This is a genomic window from Xanthomonas arboricola pv. populi, assembly GCF_002939945.1.
GTDB lineage: Bacteria > Pseudomonadota > Gammaproteobacteria > Xanthomonadales > Xanthomonadaceae > Xanthomonas > Xanthomonas arboricola_A.
In genome coordinates, this window is record NZ_MDEB01000005.1 from 73,653 (window position 1) to 93,224 (window position 19,572).

The following is a 19,572-nucleotide window of genomic DNA, read 5'->3' on the forward strand; positions in this document are numbered from 1 at the left end:
GAGTTGGGAATGGGGAATCGGGAGTGGGGAATCGATCGAGCAGGAGCCGCCTTTGCGGTGTCTGGTCTTCCATGTGGAAGTCAGTAATCGACACGACAGCACAGCGCCGCCCTTACGATTCCCCACTCCCGATTCCCCATTCCCGGCGGGCGTCAGCGCGCCAACGGAAACAGGCCAAACACCAACCCGCCCGCCAGCATCAGCAGCGAAATCAGCACCGCCCACTTCAGCGTGAAGCGTTGATGGTCGGCGAAGTCGACCTTGGCCAGGCCGACCAGCAGATAGGTCGATGGCACCAGCGGGCTGAGCAGATGCACCGGTTGCCCGGCCAGCGAGGCGCGGGCCATTTCCACCGGGGTGATGCCGTAGTGGCCGGCGGCTTCGGACAGGATCGGCAACACGCCGAAGTAGAACGCGTCGTTGGACATGAAGAACGTAAACGGCATGCTGACGATCGCGGTGATCACCGCCAGATACGGGCCCCAGCTGTCCGGGATCACCGCCAGGAAGCTGCGCGACATCGCTTCGACCATGCCGGTGTCGGACAGGATGCCGGTGAAGATGCCGGCGGCGAAGATCAGCGACACCACCGACAGCACGTTGCCGGCGTGATTGACCAGACGACGGCGCTGCTCGGCCAGGTTGGGGTAGTTGATCATCAGCGCCAGCGCGAAGCCGATCATGAACAGCACCGGCATCGGCAGCACGCCGACCACCAGGGCGGCCATCAGCGCCAGGGTCAGGGTCAGGTTCACCCACAGCAGCTTGGGCCGCTTCATGTCCTCGGTGTCTTCCACGCGCGGCAGCGCATCGCTTTCTTCGGGGATGCCGTTGTCCAGCCAGTTGCCGTCGGCGGGCAGGCGCACCACGCCCAGGCGGCGCCGTTCGCGCATGCCCAGATACCAGGCCAGCGTGAGGATGCCGGCGATCGCCAACGCCATCGCCGGCACCAGCGGCACGAACACATCGGCCGGATCCACATGCAGGGCGGTGGCGGCGCGCGCCGTGGGGCCGCCCCACGGGGTCAGGTTCATCACGCCGCTGGCCAGGATGGTCACGCAGGTGAGGTTGAGCGCGTTCATGCCCAGGCGCTGATACAGCGGCAGCATCGCCGACACGGTGATCATGTAGGTGGTGGAGCCATCGCCGTCGAGCGAGATCAGCATCGCCAGGATCGCCGTGCCCATGACGATCTTCAGCGGATCGCTCTTGACCAGGCGCAGGATACGGCCGACCAACGGATCGAACAGGCCGGCATCGATCATCACCCCGAAGTAGAGGATGGCGAACATCAGCATCACGCCGGTGGGCGCGATCTTCTTGATGCCGTCGAGCATCATCTCGTTGATGCCGGTGCCGAAGCCGCCCAGCAGCGCGAACACGATCGGTACCGTGATCAGAGCCACCAGCGGCGACAGCCGCTTGCTCATGATCAGGTACATGAAGGTGATCACCATTCCGAAACCGAGCGCGGTCAGCATGCGGGCACATCCTTTGAGGCGTACAGCAGGGGGAGAGTGGAGCGCGCCGCTGCGCAGGGCATGCAACGGCGATGACGTGGGCGCAGATCGTGCGCGGCGGCTGCGCGCATCGTCGTGTCTCGAACAGGCCGCTGGTCCCGCGGCGCCGGATCAGCAGCGACGACAACAGCGCCACGCTTGCGCAGCGCAGCGCGCCCGGTGCTTGCAATCGCCTTGACTCCTGGTGCGCGCATGCACGTCATCAGAAGTCGTACTGGAACCGGCCGGTCACCGCCAGCGTGTGATCGACCACCGCATCGGCCATGCGGTCGCGGTTGCGGCTATCGATCACATTGAGCATCACGCGCAGATTCGGCTTGAAATACCAGTTGCCGCCCAGCGTCCACGATTGCGTGCTGGCATCGATGAAATCGGGTTGGCCATCCAGATGCTGATCGCCGCGCATGTAGTCGTAGCGCAAGGCCAGCTCGAACGCGCCGGAGGGACGATTGGGCGTCTTGATCCGGCTGAAACGTCCGGTCTTGCGGTCGTAGCCGCGCGACTCGCCGGTGACGAACCAGCTGACCAGGCCATAGCTGGCCAACACCTTGGCATGCTGGGAGCCGTCGTCGAGCAGGCCGCCGCTGAATTCGCTCTGCCACGACCATGGGCCCAGCACTTCGGCGTATTCCAGCGACCATTTGTCGAAATCGGTATCGCGGCCATCGGCAAAGCGCGCCAGGGTGATGCGGCTGTTGTTGGCCAGATCGTTTTCCGGGCGTGGACGGATCAGCAGGGGCGCCGCACCGCCGCTGCCCGGATGCGAATAGCGCTCGTGCGCCAGCGACACGCCCAGGTGGCGCAGCCGCGCCTCGCCCATCTCCGGTGCGAAGGTCAGCCGGGTGCCGAGCGCGCCGCCCTTGGTGGACGAGTTGTCGATGCTTTCCAGGCTGTAGGCCGCGGTGGACCAGGTTGCATCGGGACGATTGGCCTGCCAGGAGATCGCCTTGCGGTAGATCGGCGCCAGCGTGGTGGCTGCATAGCCGCGTTCCAGGAACGGGCCGTAGTTGGAGCCGGTGCGATCGTCCAGCGAGAAGTACTGCTTGAACTGGCCCACGGTCAGCGTACCGGCGGAAAACTTCCTGGCGATATACACATCGCGTGCCAGGATGCCGCGGCTGCCGGACTCGTATTGCAGGCCGGCAAATTCCGCTTCGGCCTTGTAGGTGAAGCCGTAGAACGTGCCCGCCACGTCCAGCCACACGCGGCGGAACTGGGTGTCGTTGCGCTCGGGCGTGCCGCGTTCGTCGTTGTCGAACATGGTGAAGTCCCAATGCACGCGCCCACCCACCTCGGCGGTGACCGGGCCGTCGCCCTCGGCCGCCTGCGCCGCCGGGGCCAGGCACAGCGCAGCGCAGGCGGTGAAGACGCGCAGACGCAAGGTGTCGTTGCTCACAGACCCTCCCAGGTACATGTGTGAATCAGGTTCAGCGATGCACCGCACAGGCACACTGCGGCGCGTTGGCAGCAGCCTAGTCCGGCGAAGCTGTCATGGACCTGTCGTTGGCGCGGGAATGGGGAGTCGGGAATGGGGAATCGCAAGAGCGTTAAGAGCTTTTGTCCGCGAGGGCTGTTACCTTCCGGCCGCGGCCAACCGCCGTTCCGATTCCCCATTCCCCACTCTCGATTCCCGCCCAATGCGCCTGCTGCTAGTCGAAGACAACGCCGACCTCGCCGATGCCATCGTGCGGCGCATGCGCCGTAGCGGGCATGCGGTGGATTGGCAGTCCGATGGGTTGGCGGCGGCGAGTGTGCTGCGCTATCAGAGCTTCGATCTGGTGGTGCTGGATATCGGCCTGCCCAAGCTGGATGGGTTGCGTGTGCTGGCCGGGATGCGCGAGCGTGGCGATACCACGCCGGTGCTGATGCTGACCGCGCGCGACGGCATCGAGGACCGCGTGCAGGCGCTGGATGTCGGGGCCGACGACTACCTGGGCAAGCCGTTCGATTTCCGCGAGTTCGAGGCGCGTTGCCGCGTGCTGCTGCGGCGCAATCGCGGGCAGGCCAGCGAGGTGGTGCAGATCGGCGGGTTCGTGTTCGACAACGCCGCGCACACGCTACTGCTGGACGGCGTGCCGATCGAGTTGCCCAATCGCGAATACCGCTTGTTCGAGATCCTGATCGGACGCCTGGGCCAGGTGGTGGGCAAGGACGAGATCGGCAACGGCTTGTTCGGCTTCGACGACGATGCCGGGCCGAACGCGATCGAGCTGTATGTCGGCCGCCTGCGTCGCAAGCTGGCGGGCGCGCCGCTGCGCATCGTCACCGTGCGCGGCGCCGGCTACAAGCTCGAAGACGCCGATCCGCATGCGCCGGTGGAGCCGGGCGTCGATGGCTGAGCCGCGGATGGTGGCACCGTCGATCCGGCGCACCTTGCTGCTGTATCTGGGCAGCCTGTCGTTGCTGGGCGCGGTGGTGCTGTTCTTTGCCGCACGCGATTACGGTGAGCGGGCGGCCAACCGCTCCTACGATCATCTGCTGGTGTCCTCGGCCCTGTCCATCGTCGACAGCGTGGCGCTGGTCGGCGGCGACTGGCAGGTGGATCTGCCGTACGCCTCGCTGGACCTGCTCGGCATGGCACCGGAAGACCGCGTGTTCTATCGCGTGTTCGATGCGCAAGGCCGCACCATCACCGGCGAAGAACGTTTGCCGTTGCCAGCGCGCGCGCCCGGCGACGAGCGCCCGGTCCTGTTCGATGCCGACTACAGCGGCGAGCCGGTGCGCTTTGCGGTGGTGATGCATCGGGTGGCATCGGCCTCCGGGCAGGGCGAGGTGCGCGTGCAGGTCGGTCAGACCCGGCGGGCGCGCGATGCGGTGGCGCGCGATGTGGTGCTCAACGCGCTGGTGGCGATCGGCGTACTGTCGCTGCTCGCCCTGGGCCTGGTGTGGCTGGGTGTGTATCGCGCCCTGCGCCCGTTGCAGCGTATCGAGCGCGACCTGTCGCGGCGCGAGCCCTCCGATCTGAAACCGCTGAGCGTGCCGGCACCGCAGGAGATGCAGTTGATGGTGACCGCGCTCAATCGCTTCATGGCGCGGCTGTCGTCCAGCAACGAAACCCTGCGCGCCTTCATGGCCGAAGCCGCGCACCAGATGCGCACGCCCCTGGCCGCCTTGCGCGCGCAGGCGCAACTGGCGATGGACGACGACGACCCGCGCGAGATGCAACGCAGCCTGGTAGCGATCGAGCGCAATGCCAGCCATATGAGCCGGCTGCTCAACCAATTGCTCAGCGACGCCAGCGTGATCCACCGCGCCAACCTGCAGCGCTTTGCCACCGTGGATCTGGCCGAGGTGCTGCATCAGGCCTTGCACGAGGCCTTGCCGCGCAGCGACGGCGCCCCGCGTGTGCACCTGGCGATCGACCCGCAACCGGCACTGCTGCGCGGCGATGCATTGCTGCTGCGCGAGGCGCTCAAGAACCTGATCGACAACGCCTGCAAATACGGTGCCGGGGCGCCATTGCAGGTGGCGCTCACCAGCGACGGCAGCCACCACGTGCTGACCATCGCCGACCACGGCCCCGGCATTCCCGCCGCCGAGGCCGAGCGCGTGTTCGAGCGTTTCGTCCGTGGGCCGGATGCACCGTCCGGCGGCGCGGGGCTGGGGCTGGCCATCGTCAAGCGCGTGGTCGAAGCGCACGGCGGGCGCATCGATCTGAGCAACCGCGTCGGCGGCGGGCTGATCGCCTCGTTGCATTTTCCTGGAGGGACGCGGTGATGCGCATGTTGTTGCTGATGGTGGTGTTGCTGGCACATGGCATCGCATGCGCGGCGCCCGGCGATGTACGGGTGTTTCCCGCGCACGGCCCGATGCAGGCGCAATTGCGCGTGCAAGGCTCCACCGATCTGGAGGTGTTCGGTGCGGTCATCCAGGACTACCAGCGCCTGCATCCGGGTACCGAGGTGATCTACGAAGACGTGATCGCCTGGAACATCTACGAGCGCTATCTGCATCCAGGCAAGGCCACGGCTGCCGCCGACATGCTGATCAGCGCCAGCATGGATCTGCAGACCAAGCTGGTGAACGACGGTCACGCGCTCGCGCATCGCTCCGCGCAGACCGAAGCGTTGCCGGCGTGGGCGCAGTGGCGGCACGAAGTGTTCGGCATCAGCTACGAGCCGGTGGCGATCGTCTACAACACGCGCAAGCTGGCGGCCGCGCGGGTGCCGCGCACGCGCCGGCAGCTGCTGGCTTTGTTGCGCGCGCCCGACGCGCCGCTGCGCGGCCGGGTCGGCACCTACGATGTCGAGCGCAGCGGCGTGGGCTATCTGTTCGCCACCCAGGACGGGCAGGTCGGCAGCATCGCCGGCGCGTTGCTGGCCGCGCTGGGGGCAAACCAGGTCAGGCTGGAAGAACGCACCGGCAGCTTGCTCGACCGCGTCAGCCGGGGCGAGCTGCTGCTGGCCTACAACGTGCTGGGTTCCTACGCGCAGACGCGCATCGACGCCGGCGCGCCGCTGGGCATCGTGCAGCCGCAGGACTACACGCTGGTAGCCTTGCGCACGGCGGTGATCCCCAGGACCGCACAGCATGCGCCGGAGGCGCGCAGGTTCCTCGACTACCTGCTCTCGCCACGCGGCCAGCAGGTGCTCTCGCGCGAGGCGCGGTTGATGCCGATCCTGCCGGCCGCAGGCGGGCGTGGCGGCTCGGCGCAACCGCCATTCCGTCCGATCCCGCTGGGCCCGGGCCTGCTGGTGTATCTGGACAAGCTCAAGCGCCGGCAGTTTCTGGACGCCTGGCGGGCCAGCACCCAGCCCCCGCGCTAGGGCGAGCGCTGAGGACCTTTGCGAACGGCTGCGCGCCAGCGCGGCGTGCGCTGCGGGCCTTGCGTGTGCGGGCGTGGAGGCGGCAGCCTCCACGCACGTGCTGGCTGCCCGACGGGCCTGACGCCGGCGCAGCGGGTTGGAGGTGGACGCCCGGGCGCGGGAAACCGGCGCAGCCATGTGCCAGACTTGGCGCATGGCCGATCTCACCATCCTCGTCGCCGACGACCACCCGCTGTTCCGTGCCGCCGTGATCCATGTGCTGCAGCAGACCCTGCCGCAGGCCGATGTGGTGGAGGCCTCCAGCGCCGCCACGCTGAGCGCGATGCTGCGCTCGCATCCACAGGCCGAGCTGGTGCTGCTGGACCTGGCGATGCCGGGCGCACACGGCTTCTCGGCGCTGTTGCACGTGCGTGGCGAGCATCCGGACATCCCGGTGGTGGTGATCTCCTCCAACGGTCACCCGCGCGTGATCCGGCGCGCGCAGCAGTTCGGCGCGGCCGGCTTCATTCCCAAATCCACCCCGGCCGAATCGATCGGCACTGCGGTGGCCAGCGTGCTGGAGGGCGGCACCTGGTTCCCGCCGATGACCGCCGAGCGCTCGGAGGCCGACGCGCAACTGGCCTCCAAACTGGCCCAACTCACCCCGCAACAATTCCGTGTGCTGCTGAGCCTGGCCGACGGCCTGCTCAACAAGCAGATCGCACACGAACTGGGGCTGGCCGAAAATACCGTCAAGGTGCACGTCACCGCGATCCTGAAGAAGCTGGACTGCTACAGCCGCACGCAGGCGGCAGTGCTGGTCAAGGCGCTGGAGCCGGAAGGCGAGGGCTGATCGCTGCGGGCCAGCGGCGCCGCGGATCGCAGTCGGCGCGGGTTTTCAGCGACCAGACGCATTGGAGCGTTGACTGTGCGCATGCGCTTGCTCAGTTGCGCAACTGCAGCTTATGCGCCCCGTAGATGAGCTGCTGCGCCATGGGCCGGCCGATGAAACGCTCCGGGAAGATCGGCGCCAGCGCGCTGATCTGGTTCAGCCGCTCCAGTTGGTCGTCGCTCAGGTCGATGGCGAGCGCACCGAAGTTGTCCTCGGCCTGCTGCAGCGTGCGCGCGCCCATCACCGGCGAGACCACGGCCGGATTGCGCAAGGTCCAGGCCAGCGCCACCTGCGCGCGCGAGGCGCCCAGTTCGTCGGCGACTGCACCGACCACATCGGCGATGTCCAGCGAGCGTGCATTGAGATGCCCGGTCGAGGCGATCACGCCCTTGCGGCTGTTCGAGACCTCTGCCGCGTTGTCGTCGGAGAGATCGGCGCGGCTGTATTTGCCGGTCAGGATGCCACCGCCCAGCGGCGACCACGGCAACACGCCCAGGCCCAGCTCGCGTGCCATCGGCAGCAACTCGTGTTCGACGCTGCGCTCGACCAGGCTGTATTCGATCTGCAGCGCCACCAGCGGCGACCAGCCACGCAGATCGGCCAGTGTCTGCAACTGCGCCACCCGCCAGGCCGGGGTGTTGCAGATGCCGAGGTAGAGCACCTTGCCCGACTGCACCAGATGCTCCAGCCCGCGCATCACTTCCTCCGGCGAGGTGGTGAAATCCCAGGCGTGCAGATACAGCAGGTCGATGCGGTCGGTGTCGAGCTGGCGCAGGCTGGTCTCGACCGAGCGGATCAGGTTGAGGCGATGATTGCCGCCGGAATTGATGTTGTCCGCATCGCGCGCCATGGTGAACTTGGTGGCCAGCACGAAGCGCTCGCGGCGGTCCTTGAGCAGCGTGCCGAGGATGCGCTCGGCGCCGCCGTTGGTGTAGTTGACCGAGGTGTCGATGAAGTTGCCGCCGCGGTCTGCATACGCATCGAAGATGCGCCTGGCTTCGCCCGCATCCGCGCCCCAGCCCCAGGCTTCGCCGAAGGTCATGGTGCCCAGCGACAGCGGCGAGACGCGCAGCCCTGAGCGGCCGAGCAGGCGATAGTGGTCCAGCGACAGTGTCTGACTCATGCGGTGTGTCTCCCGATAGTGGCGTGATGCGTCTTGCGATGCACTGTGCCGCGGGCCGTCGGGTCGGCGTGAGCCCGGTGATCCGGCATCCTTGCCCGATCCTCCGGATCGTCAACGCAGCATCGTCACGCAGCCGCAGCCGCAGCCGCAGGCATGCATTGCAGCGTTCGATTCGATGTGCGTGGGGCGCTGCGGCGTCGATTGCAGGGCGCCAACGAACACGCACGTAGCGGGCGCAGATGCGCCCTTCTGGGGTGGCGATTGAGCGACCAAGATGCTGATATCCGCGACTGCGCTGGAGGGCCCTTGCCCGCCCACCATCGCGTGACACGCTGCAAGTACGTCCTTGTAAGCCCTTACGCGGCATCCATGCCGCGTAAGGTCCCGCGACGGTGGGCGGGCAAGGACCAGTCGAGATGGTCGGTGCGTATGGTTTTCAGCAAAGCAACCGACTAGCTCTCTGGTGCGGTGTCCTTGCCGCTTGCGGGACCGTGTGGCGGCATGGATGCCGCCACTGAGCCTCCACAGATGGATTCACGGCGTGTCCCGTGAGCGGCGAGGGCGCCGCGCATTCGACCGACTTGGCAGTTGACTGCCTCTAAACGACGCGACGAATCGGCATCCATGCGCAGCAGCACGCGTGCGCGGGCGTATCGTGCGCGCGCTGCCGACAATCACGCCACGCCATCAGAAATCCAGCGAATACCCCAGCGTAATGGTGCGGCCACGCCCGGCAAAGTAGCGCAGCGGTTCGACCAGGGCCGATTGCGAGTAGTAGGTGATGTACTGCTTGTCGAACAGGTTGGACACGCCCATGCGCACCGCACCACGCGGCAACGCATAGTTGAACGTCGCATCCACCAGCGTGTAGCCGCTGAAGCGCTTGTCGGCCTCGTCGAAGGATTGGCTGAAGGCGTGCTGGGCCTGCACGAACGAGGAGAACGTCGGCGTCCACTGCGCCGACCACGAGGCGATCACCCGATTGGGCGCCACGTTGAGCCCATCCAGGCGTGCGTCCAGCTGTCCATCGTTGTCGCTGTCGTAGCGGCCACGGGTGTAGGCGTAGGACAGGCGCAGGCGATGTGTGGCATCCAGGCGATAGCCCAGGCTGGCATCCACGCCCTGCACGCGGGTCTTTTCGCGGCTCATCATGAAGGCGCCGTTGATCGGTATCACGCGCGTGCCCAGGTCCGAGTTGGACTGGAAGTAGCTCAGGTCCGCATCGAAGGCGCCGCGCGTGAGGCGGGTGCCCGCTTCCACGCTCTTGGTCAGGATCGGCTCCAGCGTGCTCAGGTTGGCCACACGCGTGCCTGGCGTGTTGATCGCGCGCAGCACGCGGCCCACGTCCGGCATGCCGAAGCCTTCGGAATAGCTGGTGAAAAAGCTCACACCCTCGAACGGCGTGTAGACCAGGCCGGTGTTGTAGAGGGTCTGGTTGAAGTCGAGCGTGCCGCCTTCGACAGCGACGCGGTTGTAGCGCCACAGCGTCTGGTAGCTGTCGATCTTCAACTCGGCTTCTTCGCGGCGCACGCCGGCGTGCAAGGTCAGCTCGGGCAGCAGCTTGTATTCGCCCTGCACGAACAGCGACAGGTTGCGGTAGTCCGACTCGGGCACATAGGTGCGCCCGGTGCCGTAGAGATCCTGCTTGCCGGTGTCGGCCAGCAGGTCGACGCCGCCGGTGAGCTTGAGCCGGCTGTCGAGCAGGTCGTCCCTGGTCAGGCTGATCTTGCTGCCCCACTTGGAGGCGACCGAACGCGATTGGTCGTACAAGCTGCCGACCGGTGCGATGCGCGGATCCTGGAACGTGGACGAGTTGTCGGCACCGAACAGCCCTTCGAATTCCTGGTTGAACACCATCGCGCTCAGCTGCATGCCGGCCAGATCGTCATGGGTGTACGACAGGCTGGAAGTCAGCACATCGTTCCAGGGCGCGGTGCCTTGCGGGGTGCCGCGCACCGAGGTGGTGGGCAGGCCTTGCGCACGGTTGCCGGGGATGCCGATGTAGTCGTTGTCGTTCCTGATGCGGTAGCGGTTGACGCTCACGCTCAGGCGCTGCGCGTCGGTGAGCGCGTAGCCGAGCTTGGCCAGCACGTCGTAGCTCTTGGACGTCATCAGGTCGCCCTGGGTGTTGTCGGCGCCGATCGGCCGGCCTTGTCCATCCACAGACAGGCCTTGGTCGCTATAGCTGGCCGAGAACAGGTAATCGAGCTTGTCCGAGCGGCCGTCCACGCGGTAGCGGGTCTCGACGCTGGTGGTTTCCGCACGCGTTTCGGACGTGGGCGCGGTGGCCTGCACGTCGATGTGCTGGTTCAGCGAGCCGTCCTGCGGGCGCCGAGTGATGATGTTGATGGTGCCGCCGGTGGCGCCCAGCCCGTTGATGGCATTGGCGCCCTGGATGACTTCGATGCGCTCGACCATCGCATAGTCGATGGTGTGCGCTTCGCGCCCGGTGGGGCGGATCGGATTGGACTGCGGCACGCCGTCGATCAGGATTAACGGCGTGCGCCCGCGCAGGGTCTCGCCGCTGCCGTTCATCTTGCCGCGGCTGGGCGTGTACGAGGGAATCAGGTTGGCGAGCACGTCGGAGGAGTTGCTGGAAATCGTCAACTGCTGCCGGATCTGCGCCTTGTCGATGATCAGCACCGTCTGCGGCGACTCGGCCACGGTCATGTTGGAGCGCGAGGCGGCGACCACCACGGTGTCCAGTGTGTCGGTGACGTCCGATTGGGCGGAAGCGGTGGCAGAGGCGAACAGGCAGAGGGTGGCAACGAACGGCATGCCGGCCGATCCGGACACAGGAGATTTCATCGGGCAAGGAACTCCAAGGCGCAGCCGGCAGAGAGGCGAGACATGCACGGCACCGCGAAAGCAACGGTTAAATGGGAATCATTATCGCTATTCTAGCAGGCGCGAGCGCCCGACGTTGGGCGTGCCGCTCCGTGCCGAGTTGCGAATGCGCAGGTCGGTCCTGAGCGGCGCGCGCGTTACCGCTCTCGATCAATTGCCATGCAGCGCTGGCAGCCGGGCAAACTACCCGCGCCGCAACAACATCTGGGTGACCAGCGCGCGCAGCGCGGGCGGGCGCACCGGCTTGGTCAGGAATCCCCAGCCCAGGTCGAGCGCATGTTCGCGCAGCGCCGGGTCGGGTTCGGCGGTGACCAGGATGACGCGCGGTTCGCGTTGCCAGCGTTGCACCAACTGCGGCAGCAACATGGGGCCGTAGTGCTCGCCCATGCGCACGTCCAGCAACAGCAGCTCCGGCACCTCGTCGGCGTTGGCGGCGGCCAATGCCGCGTCGGGGCCGCCGGCAAAGTCCACGCGGCATTCCCAGCGTTCCAGCAGGGCGCGGCTGGCTTCGCACACGCGCGGGTCGTCGTCCACGCACCACACGCGGCAGCCGTGCAGGATCGGGTCGTTGGCGTTTTCTGCGGTGGTGGTGGTGGGCGGCGGCAATTGCCTGGCGATGGCCGCGCGCTCGCCCAGCGGCACGGTCACCGAAAACACGCTGCCGTTGCCCAGTGTGGAACGCAGGCCGATGCGGTGGCCAAGCAGCCGGCCGATGCGCTCGACGATGGCCAGGCCCAGACCGGCGCCACGATCGTTGGCCACGCCGTCGTCCAGGCGCCGGAATTCCTCGAAGATCTCTTCCTGCAAGGCCTCGGGAATGCCGGGCCCCTGGTCGTGCACTTCGATGCGCAGCCAGCCGCCGCGACGACGGCAGCCGATCAGCACGCGCCCACGCGGGGTGTAGCGGATGGCGTTGGATAAAAAGTTCTGCAGGATGCGCCGTAACAGGTTCTCGTCGCTCAACACCACCGCGGAAGTTGGCACCGAATCCAGCAGCAGGCCGCGGTCTTCGGCAAGGATGCCGAACTCGCGGGCCAGGGTTTCCAGCAGCGGGGCGATGGCGAAATCGCGCACCTGGGTCTTCAGGCTGCCGGCCTCCAGCCGCGAGATGTCCAGCAGGCTGTTGAGAATGGCGTCCTGCGCGGCGAGCGCGCCTTCGATGTTGTCGACCACGCGCGCGCTGCCGGCCTCGCGCACCTGCCCGCGCAGGACCGAGACGAACATGCGCGCGGCGTTGAGCGGTTGCAGCAGGTCGTGCACGGCCGAGGCGACGAAGCGGGTCTTGTAACGGTTGGCGCTCTCGGCCTCGCGCTTGGCGGCGGCCAGGTCGCGGGTGCGTTCGGCCACGCGGTGTTCCAGCGCATCGGCCAGCGAACGCAGTTCGCGCGCGGCGTTCTTGTAGCTGGTGATGTCGGCATAGCTGGTGACGAACCCGCCATCGGGCAGCGGATTGCCGCGGATTTCCAGCACGGTGCCGTCTTCCTTCTCGCTCTCGCGCATATGCGGTTTGCCGCTGCGCAAATGGTTCAAGCGGCGTTCGATCGCCGCCTCGATCGGCCCCGGTCCGAGCAGGCCACGGCGTGCGTTGAAGCGGAACAGGTCTTCGATCGGGCGGCCGATCTTGAGCAGTTCGGGCGGGAAGCGGAACAGTTCCACATAGCGCGAATTCCACGCCACCAGCTTGAGCGCCTCGTCGATCACCACCACGCCTTGCGGCAGATGTTCCAGGCTGCGGCTCAAGCCGGCATTGGCCTGTTGCGCGGCGGTGACCACCCCATCCTGCGCGGTGCGCAGTTCTTCGGCATGTTGTTGCAGCAGCGTTTCCAGTTCGTGCCGGCTGCGCTGACGCAGGGCGGACAGGCGCCGCCGCTGCTGCACGAACAACCACAGCAAGGCCAGCGCCAACCACGCACCGGCCGCGGCGATCGCAGCGGCGCGGCCGGCCGCCGCGCTGGCGCGGGTGTCGTGCAGCAGGTGCAGGCGCCAGCCGCTTTCGGGCACCTCCAGGGTCTGCCACAGCACCGGGCCGGCGAGCGGTGGATCGCTGACCTCGGCCAGCACGCCACCGTTGCCGGTCTGCTCGATCAACCGGCGCCGCAGCGGCAGCAAGCCCTGGTCGGCGTATTGGCGGGTGCTGCGCAATTCGCTGCGGTCGCGCAGGCTCAGCGGTACCAGCATGCGGTAGCGCCACTGCGGGCGGCTGGCCAGAAAGACCACCGCGTGCGCGTCGGAGGCCAGCACGATGTCCGGGGTCTGCAGCCACTCGCGTTCCAGCGCGGCCAGTGCGATCTTGATCACCACCACGCCCTGCACCTGGCCGCCGGCATCGACGATGGCCTGCGACAGGAAATAGCCCGGCTCGCTGGTGGTCATGCCGATGCCGTAGAAACTGCCGCTGCCGTTGGACAATGCCTGCTGGTAATACGGGCGGAAGGCGTAGTCCACGCCCACGTTGCTGCGCGCCCCGCGCCAGTTGCTGGCAGCCAGTGCAATGCCGTCGCGGTTGATGAGCGTCAGCGTGGAGGACTGGGTGACGTTGTTGGCGCGCTCGAGTTTGCGATTGAGCTGCTCCACCTGCACGGCCGACAACGGGCCGGACACGGCCGCGCGCAGTTCCGGGTCCAGCGCCAGAATCTGCGGCAGCGTGCGATAGCGATCGATGCGTTGCTGCAGGGCCTGCGCGTACAGGCGCAGCTGGCGCCGCACGGTGGCGCTTTCTTCGTGCAGGGCGTTCTGTTCGACAAAGTGGCCGGCCGCCACCATGGCCACCAGCATGCCGCCCAACACGATGGTCAGGGTGAGCAGCAGACGGCGGCGTTGCGAGGCGTACATGCCGACAAGTATGGCGGTGCGCCGCTGCATCGTGCAGTTATCGGCACAGGGCCTGCGTCAGGCGCCGACACGGCAGCGCCCGCAAACGACTGCGGCCGCATCCCCAAAAGGATGCGGCCGCAGGGGCGCTTGCGCTGGTTTGGGTTACCGCCTTTACCGCGTTGAAGCGGTCAAGCGAAAGCAACCTGCGGCCGACAAGGCCCGCGTCACCTCTGCGCGATAACGCTTAGAACTGCACCTGCGCGCGCAGTTCCATCACGTGCGGGGTTTCATGCACGCCGTTGCGCGAGGAATCCACCCAGCTGTAGTTGGCCTGGAACTTGAAGTGGCTGGTGAGGTACCAGTTGGCGCCGATGGTGGTGTCGTGCTGACGGCCGCCGCTGACGCGGTTGTCTTCCAGGTCCAGGCGGCTGTAGCGGGCGGTCAGCTCGACCGCGCCGTAGTCGTGCGCCGGCTTGATGTTGCCCGGTACGCCGCCGGCATAGCTGCGCGACTCGCCGGTCAGCGTCCAGGTGCCGTAGAGGTATTGGCCCTGCGCGATGTAATGCGGCAGGTTGTCGTTACGCGCCACCTCGGCGCGCAGCGCTTCGCTCTGCAGCGAGAACGGGCCGTGGATCCACACCGCTTCCACGCCGGCGCGGATCACGTGGTCCACATCGAGAATGGTGCCGGTGTCGATCAGGCGCACGTCGGTCAGACCGGCTTCCGGGCGGGCACGCAGGCGCACGCGCGGGCTGAACGACACGCCGCGGCCGTCGCTGAAGCCGCGCGGGTTTTCCACCGAACCGGCCACGCCCAGGTGCAGCACGTTGCCTTCGGCCTTGAACGGGGTCCAGGCCGCATGCACGGCCTGGGTGGTGCCCGGGTTGTCGCCCTGCAGATCCTTGCCGCCGTAGGCGCCGGCCTGCAGCAGGTACTGCTGGCGCTCCAGCGTCCATTCCACGCCGGTGCGACGGCCCTGGAACACCGCCTGGATCGGCAGGCCCAGTTCCATGAAGCTGCCCGCACGCGAGCTCTGCACCGCTTCCAGACCCACCGGCACCTTCATGTAGCCCAGCCGCACGCGACCGTAGTCCTGGCCGAACAGGGCCTTGGTCTCGACACGGAAGAACACGTCCAGCCACAGCTTGGATTCGAAGTCGAAATACACCATGGCGTCGTAGACGCCCTTCTTCTTGAGGGTGGCGCCGAATTCCTTGCGGCGGAAGTCGGTGCGGTCTTCCAGGCGGTCGTCGCCGGAGAAGTTGTTGTCGTCGTAGGCGTAGTTGCCGGTCAGGCCGAGCTCGGTGCCATCACCGAAGGTGTACTTGGTGGGCCAGTTTTCCAGCGAGGTGGCCGCATTGGCGGCAACGGGCGCGGCGGCGATGGCCAGCGCGAGAACGAACGGATTGAGGCGCATAGGTGTGGTCTTCGGCAATGAAAAGGGGCCGGGCGTCCTGCCATGGCGGTCGCACTGAACAGCTTCAGCAAGCGCGCAGGTTCCGGACGGCCAACAACACAGGAATCGGTGTCTGCGTTAAACGGAATTAACGGCCGGTGGTGGCGCGGCTGAAGTGTAAGGCGACGTTCAGCCCGGGGACAGTGCGTAGTACCAATGGGCTATCGGCTCGGGCTGTGACGTACGGCCAGAATGCCCGCACCGGGTGCCTGCCTCAGGCACCCTCTATGTTCCCTCGGAGTGGCGTCATGCACATCAGCAAGCCTGCCGGCCCCTTGCCGGCGCCCGTCCCGTTTTACCGTCAGCTGTATTTCCAGGTGGTGGTGGCGATCGTCCTGGGTGCCCTGCTGGGCCACTTCGAGCCGGCTTTTGCCGAAAGTCTCAAGCCGCTGGGCGATGCCTTCATCAAGCTGGTGAAGATGATCATCGCCCCGGTGATCTTCCTGACCATCGTCACTGGCATCGCCGGCATGACCCACCTCAAGACGGTGGGCCGGGTCTTTGCCAAGTCGATGGCCTACTTCCTGTTCTTCTCCACGCTGGCGTTGATCGTGGGCATGATCGTGGCGCACGTGGTGCAGCCCGGCGCCGGCATGAACATCAACCCGGCCGAGCTGGATCAGGCCGCGGTGCACAGCTACGTGGAGAAGTCGCACGAGCTGACGCTGACCGGCTTCCTGATGGACATCATCCCGGCCACGCTGGTCAGCGCCTTCGTCGATGGCAACATCCTGCAGGTGCTGTTCGTGGCGGTGCTGTTCGGAATCGCGCTGGCGCTGGTCGGCGAGCGTGGCCGCCCGGTGCTGAGCTTCCTGGAAGCGCTGACCGCGCCGGTGTTCCGCCTGGTGCACATGCTGATGAAGGCCGCGCCGATCGGCGCGTTCGGTGCGATCGCCTTCACCATCGGCAAGTACGGGGTGGAATCGCTGGTCAATCTGGCCTGGCTGGTGGGCTCGTTTTACCTGACCTCGCTGTTCTTCGTGCTGGTGATCCTGGGCATTGTCTGCCGTCTGTGCGGCTTTTCGGTGCTCAAGCTGATCCGCTATCTCAAGGCCGAACTGCTGCTGGTGCTGGGTACTTCCTCGTCGGAATCGGCGCTGCCCTCGCTGATGGAGAAGCTGGAAAAGGCCGGCTGCGAGAAGTCGGTGGTGGGCCTGGTGGTGCCGACCGGCTATTCGTTCAATCTGGATGGCACCAACATCTACATGACCCTGGCCGCGTTGTTCATCGCCCAGGCCACCAACGTGGACCTGAGCCTGGGCCAGCAGATCACCCTGCTGGCGGTGGCGATGCTCAGCTCCAAGGGCGCGGCCGGCGTGACCGGCGCCGGTTTCATCACCCTGGCCGCCACGCTGTCGGTGGTGCCGGACGTGCCGGTGGCCGGCATGGCGCTGATCCTGGGCGTGGACCGCTTCATGAGCGAGTGCCGCTCGCTGACCAACTTCATCGGCAACGCGGTCGCCACGGTGGTGGTGTCGCGCTGGGAAAATGCGCTGGACCGCGATCAGCTCAAGCTGGTGCTGGATGGCGGCTCGCCGCCGCTGCAGGCACCGGTGGCCTCGACCGACGCCGTCGCCCCGATCAGCGCGCGCTGATGCTTCCTACGGCCCTGTATTCCGTCGGCGCTGCCGGCGGGATGCAGGGCCGTTTCCGCTTCCAGCCAACACCGGCCGCAACGCACGACGCGTTGCAGCATGCGATCTTCCTGCTGCGGCGACAGCTGCGCGACAGGCCCTTGTTCAGGCAGGAGGGTAGAATTCAGCCCTCCTGCGCCTTCGAGACCCACACAGCCGATGTCCAACGACGACTTCAAACAGGCCGCCCTCGACTACCACCGCCAGCAGCCGGCCGGCAAGATCAAGGTCACCGCGACCAAGCCGATGCTGACCCAGCGCGATCTGTCGCTGGCGTATTCGCCGGGCGTGGCCTTCGCCTGCGAGGCGATCGTCGAGGAACCCACCCAGGCCAGCGAGCTCACCGCACGCGGCAATCTGGTGGCGGTGATCACCAACGGCACCGCGGTGCTGGGCCTGGGCAACATCGGCCCGCTGGCGTCCAAGCCGGTGATGGAAGGCAAGGGCGTGCTGTTCCAGAAGTTCGCCGGCATCGACGTGTTCGACATCGAGATCAACGAGAACGACCCGGACAAGCTGGTCGACATCATCGCCAGCCTGGAGCCGACCTTCGGCGGCATCAATCTGGAAGACATCAAGGCGCCGGAGTGCTTCATCGTCGAGCGCAAGCTGCGCGAGCGCATGAACATCCCGGTGTTCCATGACGACCAGCACGGCACCGCAATCATCGTCGGCGCCGCCGTGCTCAACGCGCTGGTGGTCACCGGCAAGAAGATCGAAGAGGTCAAGCTGGCCACCACCGGCATGGGCGCGGCCGGCATCTCCTGCGTCAACATGCTGGTCTCGCTGGGCCTGAAGCCGGAGAACATCCTGGCGCTGGACCGCGACGGCGTGATCCATACCGGCCGCACCGACCTGGACCCGGACAAGCAGCGCTACGCGCGCGACACCGACAAGCGCACCCTGGCCGAGATCGTCGAGGGTGCGGACATCTTCCTGGGTCTGTCGGCGGCTGGCATCCTCAAGCCGGAAATGGTCGCCAGCATGGCGCGCCAGCCGGTGATCTTCGCGCTGGCCAATCCCAACCCGGAAATCACCCCGGAAGTGGCCAAGGCGGTGCGTCCGGACTGCATCATCGGCACCGGCCGTTCGGACTACCCGAACCAGATCAACAACGTGCTGTGCTTCCCGTATCTGTTCCGCGGCGCGCTGGACGTGGGCGCCACCGGCATCAACGAGGAAATGAAGATCGCCTGCGTCAAGGCGATCGCGGCGATGGCGCGGCGCGAGGCCTCCGACCTGGGCGCGGCCTACGGCGGCGAGACCCCGAGTTTCGGCCCGGAATACCTGATTCCGCGTCCGCTGGACCCGCGTCTGCTGGTGGAGCTGTCGTCCGCCGTTGCGCAGGCGGCGATGGATTCGGGCGTGGCCACACGCCCGATCACCGACATGGAGGCCTATCGCGACAAGCTCGGCCAGTTCGTCTACCGCACCAGCCTGATGATGAAGCCGGTCTACGACCGCGCGCGCGCCGACAAGCAGCGCGTGGTGTATGCCGAAGGCGAAGAGGAAGTGGTGCTGCGCGCGGTGCAGAGCGTGGTCGACGAAGGCCTGGCGTTGCCGATCCTGATCGGCCGCCCGGACGTGATCGAGGCGCGCATCGAGCGCATGGGGCTGCGCCTGACCGCCGGGGTGGATTTCGAGATCACCAATATCCTCGACGATCCGCGCTTCAACGAATACTGGCAGTACTACCACGCGCTCACCGAGCGTCGCGGCGTGACCGTCACCGCCGCCAAGGAACTGATGCGCTCGCGTCCGACCCTGATCGCGGCGGTCATGGTGGCGCGTGGCGAAGCCGATGCGATGCTGTCGGGTGTGGTCGGCCGCTTCCACAAGAAGCTGGGCTACGCCCGCAGCGTGATTCCGCTGGAGCCGCGGGTGAGTTCCACCTCGGCGATGACCGGCGTGATCAATCAGCTGGGCGTGTTCTTCTTCCTGGACACGCATGTGCAGGAAGACCCGACCGTGGAGCAGGTGGTCGAAGCGACGCTGCAGGCCGCGTACCGCCTCAAGCTGTTCGGCATCGAGCCCAACATCGCGCTGCTGTCGCACTCCAACTTCGGCAGCCACGACTCGCGCGATGCGCTGAAGATGCGCCAGGTGCGCGAGGCACTGCTCAAGCGCAAGCCCGAGCTCAACATCGACGGCGAAATGCAGGGCGACACCGCCTGGGACGAGGCGCTGCGCAAGCAGATCATGCCCAACAGCACGCTCAAGGGCCGCGCCAACCTGTTCGTGCTGCCGAACCTGGAGGCGGCCAACATCGCCTACAACCTGGTGCGCGTGTTCACCGACGGCGTGGCGATCGGCCCGATCCTGATGGGCATCTCCAAGCCGGTGCACATCCTCACCACCAGCGCGACCTCGCGCCGGGTGATGAACATGACCGCGATCGCGGCGGTGGATGCGCAGATCCGCCGGCAGCGCGATGCCGAGAAGAGCGCTGCCGAAAAGAGCGGTAGCTGAGATCCACTCCCGCCCCCGGGAAAACACCGAAAACCTGCCCGCTAGCGGCACCAGACGCACCGCTTCAAAGCC

Annotated in this window: 12 protein-coding genes; 6 read left to right on the forward strand and 6 right to left on the reverse strand. The window is 66.8% G+C overall.

Annotation, left to right across the window (positions count from 1 at the left end; translation table 11 throughout):
* Window positions 1–152 precede the first annotated feature (152 nt).
* Together XaplCFBP3123_RS14255 and XaplCFBP3123_RS14265 are read right to left on the reverse strand one after the other, a co-directional pair.
* A complete protein-coding gene (locus tag XaplCFBP3123_RS14255; RefSeq protein ID WP_104534645.1) occupies window positions 153–1,481 on the reverse strand; it encodes a CitMHS family transporter in 1,329 nt (442 codons plus the stop codon).
* Window positions 1,482–1,722: 241 nt separating this feature from the next.
* Window positions 1,723–2,916, reverse strand: coding sequence for an OprO/OprP family phosphate-selective porin (locus XaplCFBP3123_RS14265; RefSeq protein ID WP_104534646.1), 1,194 nt, complete (start codon window positions 2,914–2,916; stop codon window positions 1,723–1,725).
* 241 nt (window positions 2,917–3,157) lie between these two features.
* On the opposite strand from XaplCFBP3123_RS14265, the gene XaplCFBP3123_RS14270 reads away from it, so the two are divergent.
* The 4 genes from XaplCFBP3123_RS14270 (at window position 3,158) to XaplCFBP3123_RS14285 (ending at window position 7,118) form a co-directional block, all read left to right on the forward strand.
* On the forward strand, window positions 3,158–3,859 hold the full coding sequence (locus XaplCFBP3123_RS14270) for a response regulator (RefSeq protein ID WP_104534647.1): 702 nt from the start codon (window positions 3,158–3,160) through the stop codon (window positions 3,857–3,859).
* A complete protein-coding gene (locus XaplCFBP3123_RS14275; RefSeq protein ID WP_104534648.1) occupies window positions 3,852–5,237 on the forward strand; it encodes a sensor histidine kinase in 1,386 nt (461 codons plus the stop codon). Before XaplCFBP3123_RS14270 ends, XaplCFBP3123_RS14275 begins: the two co-directional genes overlap by 8 nt.
* Entirely contained in the window at window positions 5,237–6,286 is a 1,050-nt protein-coding gene (locus XaplCFBP3123_RS14280) for an ABC transporter substrate-binding protein (RefSeq protein ID WP_104534649.1), read from the forward strand. The genes XaplCFBP3123_RS14275 and XaplCFBP3123_RS14280 overlap by 1 nt, the downstream gene beginning before the upstream one ends.
* Window positions 6,287–6,479: 193 nt before the next feature.
* Window positions 6,480–7,118: a response regulator transcription factor gene (locus tag XaplCFBP3123_RS14285; RefSeq protein WP_104534650.1), complete on the forward strand. Its 639-nt coding sequence runs from the start codon at window positions 6,480–6,482 to the stop codon at window positions 7,116–7,118.
* A gap of 91 nt (window positions 7,119–7,209) precedes the next feature.
* On the opposite strand, the gene XaplCFBP3123_RS14290 is transcribed toward XaplCFBP3123_RS14285, so the two are convergent.
* From XaplCFBP3123_RS14290 to XaplCFBP3123_RS14310, 4 genes are all read right to left on the reverse strand, one after another.
* Entirely contained in the window at window positions 7,210–8,280 is a 1,071-nt protein-coding gene (locus tag XaplCFBP3123_RS14290; RefSeq protein ID WP_104534651.1) for an aldo/keto reductase, read from the reverse strand.
* A 687-nt stretch (window positions 8,281–8,967) separates the two neighbouring features.
* Window positions 8,968–11,088: a TonB-dependent receptor gene (locus XaplCFBP3123_RS14300; protein ID WP_253254211.1), complete on the reverse strand. Its 2,121-nt coding sequence runs from the start codon at window positions 11,086–11,088 to the stop codon at window positions 8,968–8,970.
* 222 nt (window positions 11,089–11,310) lie between these two features.
* A complete protein-coding gene (locus XaplCFBP3123_RS14305) occupies window positions 11,311–13,959 on the reverse strand; it encodes a hybrid sensor histidine kinase/response regulator (RefSeq protein WP_104534653.1) in 2,649 nt (882 codons plus the stop codon).
* A gap of 226 nt (window positions 13,960–14,185) precedes the next feature.
* A complete protein-coding gene (locus tag XaplCFBP3123_RS14310; protein ID WP_104534654.1) occupies window positions 14,186–15,358 on the reverse strand; it encodes an OprO/OprP family phosphate-selective porin in 1,173 nt (390 codons plus the stop codon).
* A 287-nt stretch (window positions 15,359–15,645) separates the two neighbouring features.
* On the opposite strand from XaplCFBP3123_RS14310, the gene XaplCFBP3123_RS14315 reads away from it, so the two are divergent.
* A complete protein-coding gene (locus tag XaplCFBP3123_RS14315; RefSeq protein WP_104534655.1) occupies window positions 15,646–16,992 on the forward strand; it encodes a dicarboxylate/amino acid:cation symporter in 1,347 nt (448 codons plus the stop codon).
* A gap of 198 nt (window positions 16,993–17,190) precedes the next feature.
* A complete protein-coding gene (locus tag XaplCFBP3123_RS14320) occupies window positions 17,191–19,500 on the forward strand; it encodes an NADP-dependent malic enzyme (RefSeq protein WP_104534656.1) in 2,310 nt (769 codons plus the stop codon).
* The last annotated feature ends 72 nt before the right edge of the window (window positions 19,501–19,572 follow it).